18 protein-coding genes are annotated in these 17567 nt (G+C 66.5%); 11 read left to right on the top strand and 7 right to left on the bottom strand.

Features of this window, described 5'->3' with window-relative positions:
- Window positions 1-46 precede the first annotated feature (46 nt).
- The 3 genes from ACODS4_RS11970 to ACODS4_RS11960 all read left to right on the top strand — a co-directional run bounded on the left by ACODS4_RS11970 (window position 47) and on the right by ACODS4_RS11960 (window position 2935).
- Window positions 47-1294, top strand: coding sequence for a lipoprotein-releasing ABC transporter permease subunit (locus ACODS4_RS11970; RefSeq protein WP_488863859.1), 1248 nt, complete (start codon window positions 47-49; stop codon window positions 1292-1294).
- Window positions 1287-1976, top strand: a complete 690-nt coding sequence (locus tag ACODS4_RS11965) for an ABC transporter ATP-binding protein (RefSeq protein WP_488863857.1) — start codon at window positions 1287-1289, stop codon at window positions 1974-1976. The genes ACODS4_RS11970 and ACODS4_RS11965 overlap by 8 nt, the downstream gene beginning before the upstream one ends.
- Window positions 1977-2077: 101 nt before the next feature.
- Window positions 2078-2935: a dienelactone hydrolase family protein gene (locus ACODS4_RS11960; RefSeq protein ID WP_488863856.1), complete on the top strand. Its 858-nt coding sequence runs from the start codon at window positions 2078-2080 to the stop codon at window positions 2933-2935.
- Window positions 2936-2980: 45 nt separating this feature from the next.
- On the opposite strand, the gene ACODS4_RS11955 is transcribed toward ACODS4_RS11960, so the two are convergent.
- Both ACODS4_RS11955 and ACODS4_RS11950 read right to left on the bottom strand, forming a co-directional pair.
- A complete protein-coding gene (locus ACODS4_RS11955) occupies window positions 2981-3862 on the bottom strand; it encodes an EamA family transporter (protein ID WP_488863854.1) in 882 nt (293 codons plus the stop codon).
- A 65-nt stretch (window positions 3863-3927) separates the two neighbouring features.
- Window positions 3928-4503 carry a hypothetical protein gene (locus tag ACODS4_RS11950; protein WP_488863852.1) on the bottom strand — a complete coding sequence of 192 codons (576 nt, stop codon included), beginning with the start codon at window positions 4501-4503 and terminating at the stop codon, window positions 3928-3930.
- A gap of 162 nt (window positions 4504-4665) precedes the next feature.
- Between ACODS4_RS11950 and dnaE the strand changes: the two genes are divergently transcribed.
- The 3 genes from dnaE (at window position 4666) to ACODS4_RS11935 (ending at window position 9857) form a co-directional block, all read left to right on the top strand.
- Window positions 4666-8148, top strand: a complete 3483-nt coding sequence (gene dnaE, locus ACODS4_RS11945; protein ID WP_488863989.1) for a DNA polymerase III subunit alpha — start codon at window positions 4666-4668, stop codon at window positions 8146-8148.
- A gap of 173 nt (window positions 8149-8321) precedes the next feature.
- Entirely contained in the window at window positions 8322-8960 is a 639-nt protein-coding gene (locus tag ACODS4_RS11940; RefSeq protein WP_488863850.1) for an NYN domain-containing protein, read from the top strand.
- A gap of 3 nt (window positions 8961-8963) precedes the next feature.
- A complete protein-coding gene (locus ACODS4_RS11935; RefSeq protein ID WP_488863848.1) occupies window positions 8964-9857 on the top strand; it encodes a hypothetical protein in 894 nt (297 codons plus the stop codon).
- Here the strand turns inward: ACODS4_RS11935 and ACODS4_RS11930 are convergent.
- Both ACODS4_RS11930 and ACODS4_RS11925 read right to left on the bottom strand, forming a co-directional pair.
- Complete coding sequence (locus tag ACODS4_RS11930; RefSeq protein ID WP_488863846.1) at window positions 9842-10063, bottom strand: hypothetical protein; 222 nt, start codon at window positions 10061-10063, stop codon at window positions 9842-9844. The two genes, ACODS4_RS11935 and ACODS4_RS11930, sit on opposite strands and share 16 nt — an antisense overlap.
- Window positions 10064-10204: 141 nt before the next feature.
- Window positions 10205-10780 carry a cysteine hydrolase family protein gene (locus ACODS4_RS11925; RefSeq protein WP_488863845.1) on the bottom strand — a complete coding sequence of 192 codons (576 nt, stop codon included), beginning with the start codon at window positions 10778-10780 and terminating at the stop codon, window positions 10205-10207.
- A gap of 121 nt (window positions 10781-10901) precedes the next feature.
- Between ACODS4_RS11925 and crcB the strand changes: the two genes are divergently transcribed.
- The 5 genes from crcB to ACODS4_RS11900 all read left to right on the top strand — a co-directional run bounded on the left by crcB (window position 10902) and on the right by ACODS4_RS11900 (window position 15563).
- Window positions 10902-11303 (top strand): fluoride efflux transporter CrcB, encoded by a 402-nt coding sequence (gene crcB / locus ACODS4_RS11920; RefSeq protein ID WP_488863843.1) that lies wholly within the window; start codon window positions 10902-10904, stop codon window positions 11301-11303.
- Window positions 11303-12355, top strand: coding sequence for an RluA family pseudouridine synthase (locus tag ACODS4_RS11915; RefSeq protein ID WP_488863841.1), 1053 nt, complete (start codon window positions 11303-11305; stop codon window positions 12353-12355). Before crcB ends, ACODS4_RS11915 begins: the two co-directional genes overlap by 1 nt.
- Before the next feature lie 8 nt (window positions 12356-12363).
- Window positions 12364-13050: an HAD-IA family hydrolase gene (locus tag ACODS4_RS11910; RefSeq protein ID WP_488863987.1), complete on the top strand. Its 687-nt coding sequence runs from the start codon at window positions 12364-12366 to the stop codon at window positions 13048-13050.
- Complete coding sequence (locus tag ACODS4_RS11905; RefSeq protein ID WP_488863839.1) at window positions 13047-13745, top strand: ATP12 family chaperone protein; 699 nt, start codon at window positions 13047-13049, stop codon at window positions 13743-13745. Before ACODS4_RS11910 ends, ACODS4_RS11905 begins: the two co-directional genes overlap by 4 nt.
- Before the next feature lie 399 nt (window positions 13746-14144).
- Window positions 14145-15563 carry a sensor histidine kinase gene (locus tag ACODS4_RS11900; protein WP_488863837.1) on the top strand — a complete coding sequence of 473 codons (1419 nt, stop codon included), beginning with the start codon at window positions 14145-14147 and terminating at the stop codon, window positions 15561-15563.
- Between the two features lie 46 nt (window positions 15564-15609).
- Here the strand turns inward: ACODS4_RS11900 and arfB are convergent, their stop codons facing one another.
- From arfB to ACODS4_RS11885, 3 genes are read right to left on the bottom strand one after another with little or no spacing between them, the layout of a single operon-like run.
- Complete coding sequence (gene arfB, locus ACODS4_RS11895) at window positions 15610-16032, bottom strand: alternative ribosome rescue aminoacyl-tRNA hydrolase ArfB (RefSeq protein ID WP_488863985.1); 423 nt, start codon at window positions 16030-16032, stop codon at window positions 15610-15612.
- Complete coding sequence (rsmA, locus tag ACODS4_RS11890) at window positions 16029-16916, bottom strand: 16S rRNA (adenine(1518)-N(6)/adenine(1519)-N(6))-dimethyltransferase RsmA (RefSeq protein WP_488863835.1); 888 nt, start codon at window positions 16914-16916, stop codon at window positions 16029-16031. Before rsmA ends, arfB begins: the two co-directional genes overlap by 4 nt.
- Window positions 16917-16965: 49 nt before the next feature.
- Window positions 16966-17538, bottom strand: a complete 573-nt coding sequence (locus tag ACODS4_RS11885; protein ID WP_488863834.1) for a hypothetical protein — start codon at window positions 17536-17538, stop codon at window positions 16966-16968.
- Between the last annotated feature and the right edge of the window lie 29 nt (window positions 17539-17567).

The raw sequence follows: 17567 nt of genomic DNA, 5'->3' as shown, positions 1-17567 counted from the left end.
AAAGGGTGGCCGGGCTTGGCCCACACACAGCGCACGGCTTTGCAGAATGATCTTCAACGCTTTTGAACGCATGGTCGCGATGCGTTACCTTCGGGCGCGACGCCAGGAAGGGTTTATTTCGGTCATCGCGGGGTTCTCGCTGCTCGGCATCGCGCTGGGGGTGGCGACGCTCATCATCGTCATGTCGGTGATGAACGGCTTTCGCGCCGAATTGCTGGGCCGGGTGCTGGGGCTGAACGGGCATCTCAACGTCTACAACGTCCGGGGCGGGCCGTTGCCCGACTTTGACGTCCTGACCAACCGCCTGCGCGAGACGCCGGGCGTCACCAACGTGACGCCGACGGTGGAGGGCCAAGCGCTGGTTTCGGTGCGCGGCGTCGCCTCCGGCGCCGTGGTGCGCGGGGTGCGCGCGGAGGATTTTCAGGCGCGTCCGACGCTGGCGCGCGGCGTGGTGCGCGGCTCGGCGCAGGAGTTTGGCGAGGATCGCGTCGCGATTGGCGCGCGGATGGCGCAGCGGTTGGGCCTGTCGGTCGGCGATTCGATCACGCTGATCGCGCCGCAAGGCAACGTCACCGCCTTTGGCACGGTGCCACGGATGCGCAGCTATCCCATCGGCGCGATCTTTGACATCGGCATGTATGAGTATGACAACAGCTTCATTTTCCTGCCGTTGGCGGAGGCGCAGGCCTTTTTCCGCACCGGCGACGCGGTGACGTCGCTGGAGGTGTTCGTTCAGGATCCCGTGCAGATCCGGGCGGCGCGCGACGCCGTGCAGTCGGTGGTCGCCGGGGCGGGGCGGGTGGTCGATTGGCAGCAATCCAACTCCAGCTTTTTCACCGCCCTTCAGGTGGAGCGGAACGTCATGTTCCTGATCCTGTCGCTCATCATCATGGTGGCCGCCTTCAACATCATCTCCAGCCTCATCATGCTGGTGAAGGACAAGGGGCGCGACATCGCCATTCTGCGCACCATGGGGGCGACGCGGGGCATGATTATGCGGATCTTTTTCCTGTCCGGGGCCAGCATCGGGGTGACGGGAACCTTGCTGGGGCTGGGGCTGGGCGTGTCCTTCGCGTTGAACATCGAGACCATTCGGCAGGCGATCCAGGGGCTGACCGGCACGAACCTGTTTTCCGCCGAGATCTATTTCCTGTCGCAACTGCCCGCCAAGATCGATTGGAGCGAGGTGACGCAGGTGACGGTGATGGCGCTGGGGCTGTCCTTCGCCGCCACGATCTATCCGTCCTGGCGCGCCGCCCGTCTCGATCCGGTGGAGGCCCTGCGCTATGAGTGACGCCATGCTGGAGATGACGGGAATCGTCCGCCGCTTTGAGCAGGGCGGCGCGGTGCTGGAGGTGCTGCGCGGCGCCGATCTAGCGGTGCAGCCGGGCGAGTTGGTGGCGCTGGTCGGCCCGTCGGGGGCTGGCAAATCGACCTTGCTGCAAATCGCCGGGCTGCTGGAGCGCCCGACCGAGGGCGTCGTCCGCATCGCCGGGGCCGACGTGTCGGGGTTCGACGACGGCAAACGCACCGAGGTGCGGCGGCGCTCCATCGGCTTCGTCTACCAGTTCCACCATCTGTTGCCGGAATTCTCGGCGCAGGAAAACGTCGTGCTGCCGCAGATGATCGCGGGCGTCTCCAAACGGCTGGCCAAGCAGCGGGCGGACGAGTTGCTGCACATGGTCGGTCTGGACGCGCGCGGCAGCCACCGCCCGGCCCGCCTGTCGGGCGGCGAGCAGCAGCGCGTCGCCATCGCCCGCGCCCTGGCCAACGCGCCGTCCCTGCTGATCGCCGACGAGCCGACCGGCAATCTGGATCCCCACACGGCGGAGCATGTCTTCGCCATGCTGACCGCCATCGTCCGGCAGGCGCGGGTCGGGGCGCTGGTGGCGACCCACAACATGGAGCTGGCCCGCCGGATGGACCGGATCCTGGAGATGCGTGACGGGATTTTGGTGGAGCATGCGGCGGCGTAAAAACCGCTGTCGTCACTGATTGTCGCGTCCGGCCTATTGTCAGGCGGCGATCACGCCCCCACTCTTGACCCAGCCGATCAACGGGGAAAGGGCGTTCCGCCATGGACCAGCGCATCATCGATCTTTACGACGAATACACCCACGCGCCTTTGCCGCGCCGGGTGTTTCTGGAACGGCTGACCGCTCTGGTCGGCGGGGCCGCCGCCATTCCGGCGATTCTCGCCAGCATCGAGCCGAATTACGCCAACGCCGCCCTGGTGGCCGAGGATGACGGGCGGATCGCCGCCGCCAAAATCACCTATCCGGGCGCGGGCGGCGAGGTGGCGGGCTATCTCGCCCGGCCCAAGGCGCTGGACAAGGCCCCCGCCGTCATCGTCATCCACGAAAACCGGGGGCTGAACGCCTATGTCGAGGACGTCGCCCGCCGTTTGGCCGCCGCTGGCTTCCTGGCCTTGGCCCCCGACCTGCTGTCGCCCTTGGGCGGCACGCCGTCCGACCCCGACAAGGCGCGCGACTTGATCGGCCAGCTTGACGCGGGCAAGACGGTGGCCAATCTGACGGCGACCGTCGCTTTCCTCGGCGCGCACGCTCATTCAACCGGCAAGGTTGGGGTGGTCGGTTTCTGCTGGGGCGGCGGCATGGTCAACCGGCTGGCCATCGCGGCGCCGGACCTCACGGCGGGCGTGGCGTTCTACGGGCCGACCCCCGATCCGGCGGCGGTTGGCGGGATCAAGGCGGCGCTGTTGCTGCATTACGCCGGTCTCGACCAGCGCATCAACGCGACGGTCCCCGCCTATGACGAGGCGCTGACCAAGGCGGGCGTCGCCCACCAGATCCACCTGTATGACGGCGTGAACCACGCCTTTCACAACGACACCTCGGCGGAGCGTTACAACAAGGACGCCGCCGAACTGGCCTGGACCCGCAGCCTGGATTTTCTCAAAGCCAAGCTGGGGTGAGCGGCTGATATGCCCCTCTCCCGCCGACGCGGGGGAGGGACCGCGTCACGCCCTGGCGCGGGCCAGAGTTGGGACTTTCAAGACCGACAAAGCGAGGCCGCAGAACACCAACAGACCGCCCAGCAATTTGAGGGTGGAGAAGGTTTCGCCCAGCAGCAGCGCGCTGGAACTCATGCCGAAGATCGGCACCAGCAGCGAGAAGGGGGCGACCAGACTGGCCGGGTAATGCCGCATCAGGAAACCCCAGGCGGCGAAGCCGAACAGAGTCGCCCCCGCCGCGATGTAGAGCAGCGCGCCGACCCCCAGCCAGCTCAAGCTGGCGAAGGCGTGGGCGATCCGGTCCGGCCCCTCGACCAGAAACGACAGAATCAGCAGGGGAATTGGCGGAATCAGGCTGACCCACATCATCATGCCGAACAGATCGGGGGCCTTGGCCTGCTTCATGATGATGTTCGACACGCCCCAGACGGCGGCGGCGGCGACGCAAAGCGCAAGGCCGAGGAGCGAATCGCCCGCCGGCATTTCCGCCGCGATCACGCCAACCCCGGCGAAGGCGACGACCATGCCCAGGACCTGCTTGGGGCCGGGCCGGTCGCCCAAGACGAAGGCGGCGAAGATCGCGGTGAAAAAGGCTTGCGATTGCAGCACCAGCGAGGCCAACCCGGCGGGCATGCCGACGTCCATGCCGAAAAACAGCAGCGGAAATTTGACGACGCCCAGCGTCACGCCGATGCCGACGATGAAGCGCCACGGCACCGGCGGGCCGCCGCGCATCCCGAGAATAAGCAGCGGCAAAGCCGCCAGGGCGAAGCGCAGGCTGGAGAAAAGAATCGGCGGAAAGTCGCGGAGGCCGACCTTGATCGCGACGAAGTTGAGGCCCCAGACGGCGGCGACCGCAACGGCCAAAAGGATGTGGATGGTGCGCATTGTTCGGATGCTAGACAGGCACGCGCTTTTCCGTCAATCCGGTGAAGGTCCGCGCGGCGCGCGGGTCAGGAATCCGCGTTCAGAATGCGGCACTCGTCCGACGCGTTGATCGCCCACGAGCTTCCGGTCAGCGCCATGCTCCCCAGATCGCCCAAGGCCGCGTTGCGGAAGGTGACGCGCCGGTTGCGGGCGAAGGATTCCAACGCGTCCAGATAGGTTTTTGACGGGATGGCGACGTAAAGAGAGCCGTCGGGCAGGCCGCGCCCGCTGAGCGTCAGCTTGGCCCCCTGGTCAAAGCTGGCGGTCAGCTCGTACCGCTCGCCGGGCGTGGCGAGGTGGCTGACGCCGGACAACACGAAGCCCGATTCAACGGCGGCGGTGCGAAAGACCATGCGCGGCCCGCCGTCGGCGGCGCCGTCGGGGTTGCGCGTCGCCTGACAGAAGGGCTTGCCGCCGTCCGGCTTTTGAATGGTCACGGTCCAGCCGCGCCCGCTGCGAAAGGGGCGCTCCGGCCCGCTCGCCAAGCCGCTGGCCGTTGGGGCGGCGGGGGGGGCGGTTGTGGTCTGGCACGCCGTCGTCGTCAGCAGGGCCGCCGACAGGGTGATCCATCCAACCGCTCGACCAAGGCGCAGCCGATCCATCGCGGCATCCTCCCCATCGTTTTTGGCGTTTCTATTGCTTGTGCATAGCACGAATGGAAGCCGGGGGCGACCGCGCAGGCGGCGGGCGAGGCGGCGAGCGTGGAGATGGGGGCGGGGGGTGTGCTAGAACCCGCTGACCTGTCCTGATCGCCCATGGTTGCCATGCCCCACGCCGACTTCATCCATCTGCGCGTCCATTCCGCCTATTCGCTGTCGGAGGGGGCGATCAAGGTGAAGGAGCTTGTGAAGCTCTGCCAGAAACAGCAGATGCCCGCCGTGGCGGTGACGGACACCGGCAACCTGTTCGGCGCGCTGGAATTCGCGCTGGCGGCGTCGGACAGCGGCGTTCAGCCGATCATCGGCACGGTTTTGGGAATCACCCGCGTCGGCCCGGCGGCGACCAAACCCGGCTTGCCCGGCAAGGCGGCGTCAACCCCCGACCAACTCGTCCTGCTCTGCCAGAACGAGGAGGGCTACCGCAATCTGATGGTGCTGGTGTCGAAAGCCTTCCTGGAATCGGATCCGCTGGCCGGGCCGCAGGTGGCGTTGGACGCGCTGGAGGGGCATTCGGGCGGTTTGATCGCGTTGACCGGCGGCGTTGGCGGTTCGCTCGGGCGGTTGCTGGGCGAGGGGCAAAAGGATCTGGCGCTCGACGTCCTGGAGCGGCTGAAGCGGCTGTTTCCCGGACGGCTCTACGTTGAGCTGCAACGCCATGGCGCGCCCTTCGCCGCCAACGAGGACGCGATCGAACCGGCGCTGATCGATCTGGCCTATGCCCATGATCTGCCGCTGGTCGCCACCAACGACTGTTATTTCGCCACCGCCGACATGTATGAGGCGCACGACGCGCTGCTCTGCATCGCCGAGGGCGCTTACATCAGCCAGAGCGAGCGGCGGCGGCTGACCGCCGACCATCGTTTCAAATCCGCCGCCGAAATGCGGGAGCTGTTCGCCGATCTGCCGGAGGCGGTGGACAACACGCTGGTGATCGCGCGCCGTTGCTCCTACCTGCTGCGCCCGGTCAAACCGATCCTGCCGCCGTTTGCCTGCGAAGGCGGGCGGACGGAGGATGACGAGCTGCGCGCCCAATCGCGCGCCGGGCTGGACATGCGGCTGGAAAAGGCCGTCTACACCCCGTCGATGACGCCGGAACAGCGCGCCGAAACCCGCAAGACGTATTTTGACCGGCTGGAATTCGAGCTGGACGTCATCGTCAACATGAAGTTCCCCGGCTATTTCCTGATCGTCGCCGACTTCATCAAATGGGCGAAGAACCACGACATTCCGGTGGGGCCGGGCCGTGGGTCGGGCGCCGGGTCCGTGGTCGCCTGGGCGCTGACCATCACCGATCTGGATCCCCTGCGCTTCGGCCTGCTGTTCGAGCGGTTTTTGAATCCCGAACGCGTGTCGATGCCCGACTTCGACATCGATTTCTGCCAGGACCGCCGCGAAGAGGTCATCCGCTACGTTCAGGACAAATACGGCTACGACCGCGTCGCCCAGATCATCACCTTTGGAAAGCTTCAGGCCCGCGCCGTGCTGCGCGACGTTGGCCGCGTGTTGCAGATGCCCTATGGGCAGGTGGACAAGATCTGCAAGATGGTGCCGAACAACCCGGCCAACCCGGTCACGCTGCAACAGGCGCTGGACAGCGAAGAGATGCTGCGCGCCGCCCGCGACGGCGACGACACCGTGCGCCATCTGATCGACATCGCGCTGAAGCTGGAAGGGCTGTACCGCCACGCCTCCACCCACGCGGCGGGCGTGGTGATCGCCGACCGGCCCTTGCATGATCTGGTGCCGCTGTACCGCGATCCGCGTTCGGACATGCCCGTCACCCAGTTCAACATGAAGTATGTCGAACAGGCCGGGCTGGTGAAGTTCGACTTTCTCGGCTTGAAGACGCTGACCGTGTTGCAGGTGGCGGTCAATCTGATCCCGGAAAAGCCCGATCTGACCATCGTGCCGCTGGACGACGAGAAGAGCTTCCAGCTTCTCAGCCGGGCCGAGGCGACGGGGGTGTTCCAGTTGGAAAGCTCCGGCATGCGCGACGTGCTGCGGCGGCTGAAGCCCAATCGGTTCGAGGACATCATCGCGCTGGTCTCGCTCTACCGGCCCGGCCCGATGGACAACATCCCCAAATACATTCGGGTGAAGAACGGCGAGGAACCCGCCGATTACATGCACGACAGCCTGGAAGGCATCCTGAAGGAAACCTTCGGGATCATGATCTACCAGGAACAGGTGATGCAGATCGCTCAGGTGCTGTCCGGCTATTCGCTGGGCGGCGCCGATCTGTTGCGCCGCGCCATGGGCAAGAAGATCAAGGAGGAGATGGACGCCCAGCGCAAGATCTTCTGCGACGGGGCCGAACAGCGCGCGGTGAAGGCCGAACAGGCCAGCTTGATTTTCGATCAGGTGATGAAATTCGCCGGTTACGGCTTCAACAAATCCCACGCCGCCGCCTATGCGCTGGTCGCCTATCACACCGCTTATTTGAAGGCCAACCACCCGGTGGAGTTCATGGCGGCGTCGATGACGCTCGACCTTGGCAACACCGACAAGCTGAACGTCTTCCGGCAGGAGTTGGCCCGGCTGAAGGTCAAGCTGCTGACCCCCGACATCAACAAATCCGACGCGATCTTCGGCGTCGAGCAGCTTGGCGAGGGGGTGAAGGCGGTGCGCTACGCATTGGCCGCCGTCAAGGGCGTGGGCGCCCCGGCCATGCGGGCGGTGGTGGAGGAGCGGCGGAAGAACGGCCCTTACAAGAGCCTGTTCGATTTCGCCCGCCGCCTGGATCTGAAGACGATCAACAAGCGGCAGCTTGAAAATCTGGCCTGCGCCGGAGCCTTCGACGGGCTGAACCCTAACCGGGCGCAGGTGCACGCCGCGCTGGAAACCATCATCCGCTACGCCCAGGCCGAAGCCGCCGAGCGCGACAGCGGCATCGGCAATCTGTTCGGCGGCGGGGGCGGCGGCTTGCCCGAACCGGATTTGCCCAAGGTCAAGGATTGGGAGCCGCTGGACAAGCTCAAGCATGAGTTCTCGGCCATCGGCTTTTACCTGTCGGCCCACCCGCTGGACGCCTATTCGGGGCCGTTGGGGCGGATGAAGGTGGTGCGTTCCGCCGATCTGGCGGTGGCGATGAAAAAGGGCGGCTCCACCCGCTACAAGATGGCGGGCATCATCGTTTCCAAGAAGGAAAAGACCTCGAAATCTGGGAATCGTTTCGCTTTCGTTGAGTTGTCCGACGCCACCGGCGGCTATGAGGTGACGCTGTTTTCCGAGATCCTGGCGGTCAACCGGGCGATGCTGGAGCCGGGAACCCCGGTGCTGCTGACCGTGGACGCCCAGTTGAACGGCGAAGAGGTCCGCCTGACCTGCCAGGAGATCAAACCGCTGGAGGAGGCGGTGGCGTCGGTCAGCGCCGGTCTGCGAATCGTCCTGCGCGACGAACGACCGATCGAGGCGATGCGCGGCACCCTGGAACGCCTGTCGCGCGGCAAGAGCAAGATCAACGTCCTGGTCGAAATCGAACCGCTGAAGGAGGTGGAGATCGAACTCCCCGGCTCCTACGCCATCACCGCGCAAAGCCGCTCCGCCCTGAAAGCGGTGCCGGGGGTGGTCGAGGTGGTGGAGCTGTAACCTTTCGCTCTGCCGATCTTTTGATTGGTCTTTTCGCCGATGCGCGTTAAAGTGGCGTCACAGGGCGCGCTGATTGCGTTCCCGACGGCATAAACGAGCGGGCCAACGTCTTTCCGATGAAGCGACGCATGTCGCGGAGGAAAGCGTTGGCCCCATTTTTTTGCGCAGGCTCCATGCTCAAGGCCCGTTACGCCATCATGATTGATGGCGGCTTTGCCACGAAGATCCTGAATTCACGCAAGCGGGCCGCTGGCGACGCCGCTTTTACCAGCGCAGACGACATTGAATCGGAATGCGCCCGTTTGCAAAATCTGGCGTGGGTGGCGGATTACGAGCTTTTGCGGATTTACTATTACGACGCTCCCCCCTTGTCGGGAAACGTCGCCCGCCCGGTGACGGGAGCGAATTGGGCCTTGGGGGCGTCGGAGCGTCATCGCCACGCGCAAAGTCTTTACGACAAGCTGAAGCTCAAACCGAACATGGCTTTGCGGCTTGGCGAGACCTATCTCGGCGAAAACCGCTGGATCCTGAAGGGCGACGCGCGAAAATCATTGGTCAAGAGCGGACGGACGCTTGAAGACGGTGATTTTGAGCTGAATGTGGAGCAAAAGGGCGTGGACATGCGCATCGGCATGGACATCGCCCGCTTGGCTTTGCGTGAAATGGTCCGTTGCATCATTGTGGTCACGGCGGATCGCGATTTCATACCGGCGTTCAAATTCGCCCGTCGGGAAGGCGTTCGGATCGTCCTGGATCCGTTGGGCGCCAACGCGCCGGTCGAGTTGAAAGAACACGCCGACATCGTGGTGTGAATCGTGACTCCGTTGCCTTTCGACCGCTTTGTCGCCATCGACTGGTCCGGGGCGCGGGGCAAGCGCTACGCCGGAATCGCCGTGGCGGAATGCGGGGCGGGGGACGCCGCGCCCCGGTTGGTGGAGCCGCCGGGCGGCTGGTGGTCGCGGACGGCGGTGTTCGAGTGGCTGCGCGCCGGGGTGGCGGATGGGGTGGCGCTGGTCGGGATTGATTGCGCCTTTTCACTGCCTTTCGCGGTGGCCGGGCGGACGTTGCCCGCTGACGCGGGCGTCTTCGATCTTTGGAACGAGATTGAACGGATCTGCGCTGACGAACCCGATTTCGGCGGCGCGCCCTTCGCCGAACACCCGGTCCATGGCGCCGGATTCTGGCGGGGCGGGCCACAACCGGATTGGTGGGACGATCCCCACCGGGCGACGGAAATCGCCTGCCGCGCCGATGGCTTGGGCAGCCCGCAAAGCCCCTACAAGCTGATCGGCGCCAAACAGGTGGGGAAGGGCGGTCTGGCCGGAATGCGCGTGCTGCGCGCCCTGCGCGCGGCGGCGCCCGACGCGGTGGCGGTCTGGCCCTTTGACGCGGTGAAGCCGGGACACACCGCGCTGACCGAGATTTACCCGCGCCTGTTCCTGAAGCACGCCGGATTCGGCCAGCGCAAAATCCGCGACGGGGCGGAGCTTGACGCCGCGTTGGCGCGTTTGGACTCGCGCCCCTTGGGCTTGAGCGGCGTGGTCAGCGACCACGCGACCGACGCGCTGGTTTCGGCGGCGGGGCTGCGCTGGTTGGCGGCCAAGCCCGGCCTGTGGACGCCGCCCGCGCTGGACGAGCGGGCGCGGTGTCGCGAGGGCTGGATTTTCGGGGCAGGGGCGCCCCAATCGGGTGGTTACGGCGTTCCGTAGGGTTCCAGCAGCATGCGGGTCAGGCTGTGCGGAATCGTTCCCCGGTCGGCGATCTGGTTGGCGTCGTCCGCCGACACGCCGACATGCAGCAGGCGGTTGATGACCTGCCAACGGCTGATTTTCTTCGCCTCATACTGATCGAGCGCGTCCTTGATGAAGCCCATCTTGGTCTTCCATTCCGGCGCGCGGGTGTTCTGTCCAGCCATCGGAGACTCCCTGTTCAACGGCGCGGGACGGCGGGGCGGCCCTTGTCCGAAGGACAAGGTTTCGGCCCAACCGTTGCGACCGTTTCACGGGGCGGGGCGGCAAAGCTGGCGCGGAAAATGATCGGCGGAGAAAAGAAGGACTCACCCGGCGAGCGCGGCCAAAACCTCCGCCGTGTCGGTGATCGTCGCGTATTCGCCCGACAGGTTGGCGAGCGACAGGTCGTGCACCTCGTCCGCCGTGCGCAGCCGCCCCGACCAGTCCCGCATCGCGAAGGTGTAGGTGGCGTCCTGGACGAGCCGGACGTCATAGCCGAGATTGCCCGCGTTGCGGACGGTGGCCTCGACGCTGTTGTTGGTGATGACGCCGGTGACGACCAGGGTGTCGATGCCCTTGTTGCGCAGCCATGTGTCCAGCATGGTGCCGATGAAGGCGCTGTTCACCGATTTGCCGATCACGCATTCGTCGGGCAGCGGCGCGGCCTCCTCCTTGAAGGCGTGGGTGGGGCGGTCGGGGCGGTAGGCGGAATCCGGCTCGACCGAATCGTGGCGGATGTGGACCAGCGGGCGCTGGCGCCAACGCCACGCGGTCAGCAGGGCGGCGACGTTGCGTTCGGCCTGCGGGTTGTTGCGCGGGCCGACGCGGCTCCAACGGGGATCGTCGATGGCCTTTTGCAGGTCGATGACCAGCAGGGCGGCGTTTTCTGGCAAGCTTTTCATGCCCGTCATCTTGCCAGAAGCGTCCGCCGCGTGACAAGCGGGCGCATTTCTGGCTCTAATCCGCCTCGGATCGCAATTGTCGCCGTCTGTTTCCTGTTTGACGTCCTGTTTGGGAGGGGCCGTGCTCGCTTCGCCTGTCTCGCTGCTCGCGGTCGCCGTGGGCGGCGCCGCCGGATCGGTGGCGCGCTACCTGCTGATTCTGGCGGTCGGCCAGTGGATCGGCGCGCGTTTTCCCTTCGGCACGGTGATCGTCAACACGCTGGGCTGCTTCGCCATGGGCGTGCTGTCGGAATTGGCGGCGCTGACCTGGGCGCCGTCTGCCGAGATGCGGGCGTTGATCCTGGTCGGCGTCTTGGGCGGCTTCACCACCTTTTCCTCCTTCACGCTGGATTTCGGCACGCTGGTGGGACGGGACGAGCTGGCGGCGGCGCTTGCGTATCTTCTGGCCTCGGTGGTGTTGACCATCCTGGGCTTTTTTGCCGGTCTGTGGGCCGTGCGTTCTCTTGTTTCGGTGTCTCTGTGATGACTGACTCTGCCAAGCCTGCCGCCAAACCCGATGCGAAGCCTGCGGGTGAAAGCCGGGTGGAAAACCGGACTGTGACGGGGGACGAGGCCGACATGCGCCTCGACCGTTGGTTCAAGCGCCACTTCCCCGACGTCAACCACAGCTATCTGCAAAAGCTGCTGCGCACGGGGCAGGTGCGCATTGACGGCAAGCGGGCGGAAACCTCCGACCGGCTGGCGGCGGGGCAGGTGGTGCGCGTGCCGCCCTTGGCCGATTGGGCGGCGCCGGCCCGCAGCGCGGTTCCCATGGGCAAGCCCAAGCCGGAGATCTCCAACAAGCAGGCCGCCGAGCTTCAGGCGCTGGTGATCTACAAGGACGCCGACGTCATCGCCATCAACAAGCCCGCCGGGCTGGCGGTGCAGGGCGGCACGGGAACCACCAAGCATCTCGACGCCATGCTCGACGCCCTGCGTTTCGACGGGCATGAGCGGCCCAAGCTGGTCCATCGGCTGGACAAGGACACCTCGGGCGTTCTGCTGCTGGCCCGCACCAGCTTCGCCGCGACCAAGCTGACGGAGATGTTCCGGGGCAGCGACGTGCGCAAGACCTATTGGGCGGCGACGGTCGGCGTGCCGAAGCCCTATCAGGGCAAGATCGATCTGGCGCTGGCCAAGGAAGGCGGCCCGAACGGCGAGCGCGTGGCCGAAAACAAGGAAGAGGGCAAGCGCGCCGTCACCTATTATTCGGTGCTGGAAAACGCGGGCAAGCAATCGGCCTTCGTCGCCATGTGGCCGCGCACCGGGCGCACCCACCAGCTTCGCGTCCATATGGCCGCCATCGGCACGCCGATTCTGGGCGACGGCAAATACGCGGGCCAAGGCGCCAATCTGCCGGGGGCCGAGGTGGCGAAAAAGCTGCATCTGCACGCCCGCCGCCTGATCCTGCCGCACCCGCGCGGCGGCAAGACCATCGACGTGACGGCGCCCTTGCCCGACCACATGCTGGCGACCTGGAAATATCTGGGCTACAGCGCCAACCTGCGCGACGACCCGTTCGAGGATGTGGAGTGAGCGGGGCGATGACCGGCGGTCTGCCGCGTCTGGCCCTGTTCGATTGCGACGGCACGTTGGTGGACAGCCAATTCGCCATCATCGACGCCATGACCAAGGCTTGGGTCGAGCATGGTTTGGGCGAACCCGACCCGGCGGAGGTCCGGCGCATCGTCGGCCTGTCGCTGGTCGAGGCGGTGGCGGCGCTGCTGCCGGAGCGTTCGGCGGCGGAGCATGTCGCCGTGGCGGAAAGCTACAAGAACGCCTTCGCCGCCAGCCGTCGCCGGGGCGAGGTCGATGAGCCGCTGTTCCCCGGCATTCTCGAGTCGCTGGACGCGCTGGAGGCGGCGGGCGTGCTGCTGGGCGTGGCGACCGGCAAGTCGCGGCGCGGGCTGGACGCCGTGCTCAAGGGGCATGGGCTGACCCATCGCTTCGTCACCCTGCAAACCGCCGACGCCGGGCCGGGCAAGCCCAACCCGCACATGGTCCAACGCGCGCTGGCCGAAACCGGCGTGACGGAGGCCGACGTGGTGGTGATCGGCGACACCACCTATGACATTCAAATGGCCCGCAACGCCCGGGTGGCGTCGGTCGGCGTGTCCTGGGGCTATCACATGGTGACGGAGCTGGAAGCGGCGGGGGCCAACCGCATCGTTCATCGCGGGCGGGAGGTCGCCGGGGCGGTGCTGGGCTTGTTGGAGAAGAACGGACGATGAAGCGTTTCTACAAAGCGGCGGGCGTCGCGGCGGCGCCCACGGGCGGTTTCCAGGTCGAGCTTGACGGCCGCCCGATCCGCAGCCCGGCCAAGGCGGCGTTGGTCTTCCCGTCGGAAGCCTTGGCCCGTGGCGTGGCGGCGGAATGGGACGCGCAGGGCGACAAAATCGATCCTCACGCGATGCCGCTGATGCAACTGTCCAGCACGGCGGTGGATCTGGTTCCGGTCAAGCGCGGCGAGATCATCGACGCGGTCGCCGCCTACGCCGAAACCGATCTGGTCTGCTACCACGCCGAACATCCGCAAACGCTGGTCGAACGGCAGGCGCGGGTGTGGCAGCCCTTGTTGGATTGGGTGGCCTTGCAGCACGACGCGCCCTTGCAGGTGTGCCACGGGCTGATGCCGAAACCGCAACCGCCGGAAGCCCTGCGCGCCCTGCGCGCGGTGGTCGAGGCGCGCGATGACTGGGAACTGATCGCTTTGCAGACCGTCACCGGGGCCTGCGGCTCGCTGGTGGTGGCGCTGGCGCTGTTGGAAGGGCGGATCAACCCTGACGAAGCGTTCGAGGCGGCGCAGCTCGACGAAACCTATCAGATCGAGCATTGGGGCGAGGATTCCGAATCGGCCAAGCGTCGGGTCAACCTGCGCGCCGACATCGCCGATTGCCGTCGTTTTGTTGATTTGCTGCGTGGTTGATTGAATCCAGGACGCCCCTTTTTCCGGTTGGGGAAAGGGGCGCGTGGTCAGCTTTGAGCGGCTGTTTGGCGCCGTCGCGTCGTCACCTTTGACGTCGGGCGTCGTCTTGAGACAGGTGACGCGTGATTGATGGCTCCGCCGTTGGTTCGGCCTTGTCTGGTCATCAATTGGTTCGGTCGATTCTGTGATTTTTCTGGCGCAAGGCGCCTTGACGCCGACCAGAGTGTTTGAGGGTGGGGCCGCGCCTGCGGCGTTTTGTGACATACCCCTGTATGATGTTGCGGCGTTGGCGACGACGAATTAATGGTTGTCGCGCCGCGCGCGGAGGTGGCGCTCGGCGTGCGCGACGACCATCGGAGGGGAAGAGGACACGGTGTTGAGCGTTGCGGCGGAGGTCCGATGAGGTTGCCCGCCTTTCTGATGAGCCGCGTGACGCTGCGCGGGGAGGATGTCGCCGCCTATCGCGACCAGGCGCGCCGCCGCGACCAGATCGTGCTTCGCGTCGTTTCGGCGTTGGTGGTTTGCGGTCAGACGTCCCGTCTGTTTTTTGACGCGCACTTGATTCCCGACCTTCTGGTTGAGGTGATTCTGTACCGACTGTTCGGAATCGCCTGTTTTGTCGCGCTGTTCGCCGCATCCTTCCATCGCGTCACCGTTCGGCATCTGCATGTTTTGGTCGGGGCGGGTTTTCCGCTGGGGACGTGGTTTCTGGCCATGGCCTATGCGGTGGCCCCTTGGCAGGGGACGTTCATGAACTCGACCATTGGCGTTGTCTTGCTCTTGTTCGGCCCCTTTTCCTTCGGGTGGCGGTTGGCCGTTTTGATCGGCGTTGTGGCTGTGACGGTGACGTTCGTTCACATGCCCTTGCTTGGCCTTGACGCTTTGAGCGTGGGGATGCGCCTGTTCGGCGGCGGAGGCGTCGCCGCGATCACGCTGCTGGCGAGCTGGTTGTTCGATCAGCATTGGCGTCGCGGCTTCCTGATCGAGCGTGATCTGAGGCGGTCGCACGAGGATCTTCGCCGGGCGCACCAGGAGCTTGAAGAATCCCACGCGTCGCTGAAGGACGCTCAGGCGCAATTGGTCAAGGTGGAGCGGAGCGCGGCGTTGGGGCGGTTGGTGGCCAGTTTGGCCCATCAAATCAACGCGCCGGTCGGCGTTCAGGTCAGTCTGGCCAGCCACATCGCCGACACGACGGACAGCTTTGCGCGGACGATGGCCGAGGGCGCCGTGCGGCGGTCGGATTTGGCGGGCTTCGTCGAGACGGTGCGGGAGTCCGTGGCGATGGTGTTGGACAACGCCCGGCGGATGGCGGATCTCGTCGACACCCTCAAACAGCTTGAAGTCGGCGCGCAGCAGGGCATGGGGGTGGTGGACATGTGCGAGCTGCTGACCCGCAACCGCCCCATCATCGAGGCGATGATGCCGCCGGGCGTCGCGTTGGCGATGGACGCCCCCGCCGGGCTGCGGGTGTTGGGCGCGCCAAATCTGCTCGACGCCATCCTTCAACAGACCGTCAGCAACGCCGCGCGCCACGCTTTCCCCGACCGCCGGGCGGGCGCGGTGACGGTGCGGGCGCGCCCGGAACCGGAGGGGCGCGTGGCGCTGACCGTCGCCGACGACGGTTGCGGCATCGCGGCGGAGCATCTGGAGCGGGTGTTCGATCCCTTCTACACCGACGGCGCCCTCAGCGGGGGCGAAGGGTTGGGGCTGGCCATCGTCCACAACGCCGTGGTTGGTCCGCTTGGCGGTCAAATCGCCATCGACAGCCGCGTCGGCGTCGGCACCACGGTGACGGTTCGCCTGCCTGCGGCGGCTTAGGCGGGAGGGTCGGGGAGGGGGAAAGCGACGACGACCCTCCGGCCTTTCAATCTTCTCCGCCGCGCCCGCGCATTTTCTTCACCTCCGACCGGATGGCTTTGCCGTCCAGGCGGCGTTGCTTGGATCCCTTGGTCGGCTTGGTCGGGCGGCGGGGCGGCGGCGGCGGGGCGGCGGCTTCGCGGATCAGGTCGATCAGTCGTTCCTGCGCGTCCACCCGGTTGCGCATCTGCGAGCGGTGGCGGTCGGCGACCAGCACCAGAACCCCGTCGAGCGTCAGCCGCGATCCGGCCAGCCGGACCAGCCGCCCGCGCACGTCGTCGGGCAGGTTGGGGGAGTTGCGCACGTCAAAGCGCAACTGCACCGCCGAATCGGTCTTGTTGACATGCTGCCCCCCCGGACCCGAGGCGCGAACGAAGGATTCCTCCAACTCGTTCTCGTCGATGGAAATCCGGTGGGTGACGCGGATCAGGGGCATGGCGGGTTTGCGGCCTCCCGCGCCTGGACCGCGCGGGCCAGCGCGGCGAAACCGGCGACGTCCACCTCCTCCGCGCGCGAGGTCGGGCTGATGCCGACCTGTTCCAGCAAGGCTTCGGCGTCGCCCAGCGATTTCAGGCTCTGGCGCAGCATCTTGCGGCGCTGGCCAAAGGCGGCGGCGGTGACTTTTTCCAGGATCCGCCACTCCGCCGGTTCGGGGTTGGCGCGCGGAACCAGTTGGACGACGGTCGATTCCACCTTGGGCGGCGGGGTGAAGGCGCGCGGCGGCAGGTTGAACAGAACCCGCGCGTCGGCCCGCCATTGGGTGATGACCGACAGGCGGCCATAGGCCTTGCCGCCCGGTTTGGCGACCAGCCGGTCGGCGACCTCCTTTTGGAACATCAAGGTCAGGCTGACATAGGCCTCGATCCGCGCCAGCCAGCCCAGCAGCAGCGGGGTGGCGACGTTGTAGGGCAGGTTGGCGACGATGGCGCGCGGGGCCGGGGCCAATTGTTCGGGATCGACGGTCAGCGCGTCGGCCTCGACGATGGTCAAGCGCCCGTGGGAGGCGTCAACGACGTCTTGCAAGGCGTCGATGAAACGGCGGTCGCGTTCGATGGCGATGACGCGCGGGGCGTTGGTGGCCAGCAGGGCGCGGGTCAGGCCGCCGGGGCCGGGACCAACCTCAATCGCGGTGATTCCCGTCATCGACCCGGCGGATCGGGCGATGCGTCCGGTCAGGTTCAGGTCGAGCAGGAAATTCTGGCCCAGCGACTTTTTGGCGTCCAGGCCAAAGCGGGCGATCACCTCGCGCAGCGGCGGCAAGGCTTGCGGGTCGAACGTCGGCGCAGGGGCCGGAAGAGCGGTCGGGTCGGTCATCCCGTCTTATAAGCCCAAGGGCGCCCGCGCGTCAGCAGCCGGATTGCGGTCAGCCCTCAATCCGCAAGGCCAGACCGGCGGGCGGCGAATCGAGCCGCCCGGTGCAGACGACGCGACGGGAATCGTCGAACGCGGCGGCGGGGCGGGGGCCGACCGTGATTTGCAGGGCGACGCGCTCGGCCATCTGGTCGCCCAAATCCTGGGGCCGGGCGGCGGTGCGGGTCTCGTGCCCGAAGACGCTTTCCAGATACCAGCTCGCCCCGCCCGATCCTTGCGGCGCGCCATGGACGAGCGCGCCGACCACCCGCGCGAACAACTCCACGCAAACCGCGTCCGTGCGGTTGGCCGTCGGCTCGACGAAGCTGGCGTAGCCGACGATCTTGCGGTCCTGCGGGCGGTAGAACACGCCGCTGCGCCCCAGCGTGGAGCGCCCCGCCGCCGCCGCGTCCGCCGCCGCGATGTCCAGATCGTTGCGCAGACGGGCGATTCCCCAATCCAGCAGGGTCATCGGCTCCCCGGCCAACCAGTCGAGCGCGTCGCGCTTCGGCCCGTCCTGCGCCAAAGCGGGCAGGGCGGCGGTCAAACCGCTCAACAGGGCGCCGATCAGGGCCGCGCGTCGCATTGTCTGGCCTGCCATCGCCCGGCCTGCCA

The organism is Azospirillum sp. FG154 (assembly GCF_057809575.1).
Note: the sequence above shows the minus strand (reverse complement) of the source record. Positions and strands in the feature narration are given on the sequence as shown.

Excerpts from the sequence above, each read along its gene's own strand:
- ACODS4_RS11970 (WP_488863859.1), top strand. The coding sequence starts at position 47 with ATGATCTTCAACGCTTTTGAACGCATGGTCGCGATGCGTTACCTTCGG.
- ACODS4_RS11965 (WP_488863857.1), top strand. The coding sequence starts at position 1,287 with ATGAGTGACGCCATGCTGGAGATGACGGGAATCGTCCGCCGCTTTGAG.
- ACODS4_RS11960 (WP_488863856.1), top strand. The coding sequence starts at position 2,078 with ATGGACCAGCGCATCATCGATCTTTACGACGAATACACCCACGCGCCT.
- ACODS4_RS11955 (WP_488863854.1), bottom strand. The coding sequence starts at position 3,862 with ATGCGCACCATCCACATCCTTTTGGCCGTTGCGGTCGCCGCCGTCTGG.
- ACODS4_RS11950 (WP_488863852.1), bottom strand. The coding sequence starts at position 4,503 with ATGGATCGGCTGCGCCTTGGTCGAGCGGTTGGATGGATCACCCTGTCG.
- dnaE (WP_488863989.1), top strand. The coding sequence starts at position 4,666 with ATGCCCCACGCCGACTTCATCCATCTGCGCGTCCATTCCGCCTATTCG.
- ACODS4_RS11940 (WP_488863850.1), top strand. The coding sequence starts at position 8,322 with ATGCTCAAGGCCCGTTACGCCATCATGATTGATGGCGGCTTTGCCACG.
- ACODS4_RS11930 (WP_488863846.1), bottom strand. The coding sequence starts at position 10,063 with ATGGCTGGACAGAACACCCGCGCGCCGGAATGGAAGACCAAGATGGGC.
- ACODS4_RS11925 (WP_488863845.1), bottom strand. The coding sequence starts at position 10,780 with ATGAAAAGCTTGCCAGAAAACGCCGCCCTGCTGGTCATCGACCTGCAA.
- ACODS4_RS11915 (WP_488863841.1), top strand. The coding sequence starts at position 11,303 with ATGACTGACTCTGCCAAGCCTGCCGCCAAACCCGATGCGAAGCCTGCG.
- ACODS4_RS11910 (WP_488863987.1), top strand. The coding sequence starts at position 12,364 with ATGACCGGCGGTCTGCCGCGTCTGGCCCTGTTCGATTGCGACGGCACG.
- ACODS4_RS11905 (WP_488863839.1), top strand. The coding sequence starts at position 13,047 with ATGAAGCGTTTCTACAAAGCGGCGGGCGTCGCGGCGGCGCCCACGGGC.
- ACODS4_RS11900 (WP_488863837.1), top strand. The coding sequence starts at position 14,145 with ATGAGGTTGCCCGCCTTTCTGATGAGCCGCGTGACGCTGCGCGGGGAG.
- rsmA (WP_488863835.1), bottom strand. The coding sequence starts at position 16,916 with ATGACCGACCCGACCGCTCTTCCGGCCCCTGCGCCGACGTTCGACCCG.
- ACODS4_RS11885 (WP_488863834.1), bottom strand. The coding sequence starts at position 17,538 with ATGCGACGCGCGGCCCTGATCGGCGCCCTGTTGAGCGGTTTGACCGCC.